The organism is Rhizobacter sp. P1_G5 (genome assembly GCF_056405435.1).
The window spans coordinates 1-2,272 of sequence record NZ_JBFUCB010000809.1 but is presented as its reverse complement, the minus strand read 5'-3'; the positions used below and the strand labels follow the sequence as shown (position 1 = coordinate 2,272).

Sequence of the window (2,272 nt, the reverse complement as noted above, 5' to 3'; positions counted from 1 at the left end):
GCCCACCAGCGTTTCATTACCGCTGCCGGCCAGCAAACTGTCGTCACCTGCGCCGGCATCGATGCGCCGCGAGGCCTCGCTGCCGACGATCACGTCGTGCACGTTGCTGCCCAACAGGGTTGCGCCCGCGCCGGTGCTCTCGACCAGCACGCCCCGCGCCAGCAGCTCGTCCCAGGTCAGGACACTGCCGTCTTCGAACTCGATTCGATCGAAGCTGCGGCCCACGGTGGCCAGCTGCGACACGCCTTTCTGGTCGAGCACCAGCGCGTCGCCGAACGAGCCCATGTCGAGCACCACGGCTCCGGTGTCCGCCTCGCGGCGCAGGCGCAGGTCTTCGGGCATGAAGTCTTCGCCCTGCAGTTGCAGCACGTTGTCCGCGCTTCGAGCCTCGGCAGCCACCGAAACGGTGTCACGGCCGTCCCCTTGCGAGAACTGCAGCGTCGCGCCTTGCGTGCTCGCAATGTCGAATGTGTCGTTGCCCATGCCACCGGACAGCACGGAGCCTTGCGAGTTCGCATCGGCGCGCAGGACGTCGTTGTCAGCTCCGCCGATCAGGTGCTGGCCCGTGCCCGACGCGGTGAGGTCCTGCTGTCCGCGCAGCCATTGGCCGAGCGCGCGGGCAAGGCTCAACTCCTGCCCGTCCGCGACCTGGAAGGTCTGGACGGCCCCCTGCATCCCGCCCGTGATCAGGATGCCGCCCGCACCGATCCGCAGCACCAGATCGGTCCCGTTCAGCGCAGCCTGTGCGGTGATCTCTCCACCCTCGATGACGATCTTGTTGCGACCCAGGTTGTCGACGATGGTGTCGACGACGGCGCCGTCGCTCAGATCGGACGCCCGCACGATGTAAGTGTCGTCACCCGCGCCGCCGGACAGGCCGTCGATGCCCGCGCCGCCGTCCAGCGTGTCGTTGCCGGCGCCGCCGAACAGCATGTCGTCGCCTTCGCCGCCGCGCAGCTGGTCGTCGCCGTTGCCGCCGACCAGCGTGTCCTTGCCGCTGCCGCCGTCGAGCTGGTCGTTGCCCGTCAGCGTGGAGACCACGGCGGTGCCATCCTCGTCCTCGCCCGACAGCCAGTCATCGCCATCGCCCCCGGTGAGCACGTCGTTGCCGCCGCCGCCCATCAGCGTGTCGTCGCCGGCACCGCCATCGAGCCGGTCGTTGCCGTGGATGCTGCCAGGCACCTTGTCGATCGTGTCGTCGCCCATCAGCTGGTCGTTGCCGGCGCCGCCGTAGAGACGGTCGTTGCCGTCGCCGCCATCGAGATCGTCGTTGCCGTGGCCTTCGGCGGCCACGTAGGTGATCTCGCCGTCGCCGAACAGCACGTCGTCGCCGATGCCGCCTTTCAGCGCGTCGTCGAGCGCGCCACCGATCAGCGTGTCCTTGCCGGCGCCACCGTCGAGGACGTCGTTGCCGGACCATTGCGCGGCAAGGCCGTATTCGTCGCCGTGCAATTCGTCGTTGTCATCGCCGCCGTTCAGCACGTCGGAGCCGCCGTTGCCCATCAGCACGTCGTTGCCGGCCCCGCCATTGATCAGGTCGTTGCCATGCTGGCTGCCGTCCAGGCCCGTGGACCCCTTGGACAGCCCGGTGATGCCATCGACCAGCGCCGTGCTGAGCCGCGACAGGTAGTCGCCGTACAGCAGGTCGTTGCCGGCATCACCGTTGAGGATGTCGTTGCCCTGGTAGCCGGCCACCACGTCGTTGTCCGCGCCCGCGAAGACGAGGTCGTCGCCGCCACCGGCGTTGACCACGTCATCCCCCGCGCCGGTGTCGATCACGTCGCGCCCGGCGTAGGCCGCCGTGCTGAAGCTGTCCAGCAGGCGCGTCTGCGGGTTCGGGTCGTTCGGGTCGTAGGCGTAGCCGCCGTTGCCGGTGTTGCGGCTGCTGCCCTGGATCACCAGGTCGAAGCTGCCGGGCTCGTAGCCCAGTTGAGCAGCGATGGACGCATACAGCGGGTTGCTCTCGGGCAGCACGCTCGTGCCCAGCGTGTCCTGCGCGAACGCCCGCAGGTCGATGTTGGCCAGCGGGTCGATGTAGCCGTACGGCAGCGACAGCCGATTCCCTGCACCGGCCGGGTTGCCCGTCCAGCCCTTGCTGGTGATGTACACCGCATACTCGCCGGTGCTGACCGGCCCCAGGTCGCGCCAACTGACGTGTTGGCCGCCCTGGCCGTTGCGGTTCTCGCCCTCCATCACCGTATCGGCCTGGCCGAGCTCGGCGAAGGACTTGAAGCCCGTGCCCATGTCGCCATCGCTGAGCACGATGTCGCGG

At 68.8% G+C, this 2,272-nt stretch carries 1 protein-coding gene; it reads right to left on the bottom strand.

The features are described 5' to 3' along the window. Window positions 1–2,272: calcium-binding protein (locus AC1D12_RS31360; protein ID WP_477845094.1), on the bottom strand; the 2,272-nt coding region annotated here is incomplete at both ends.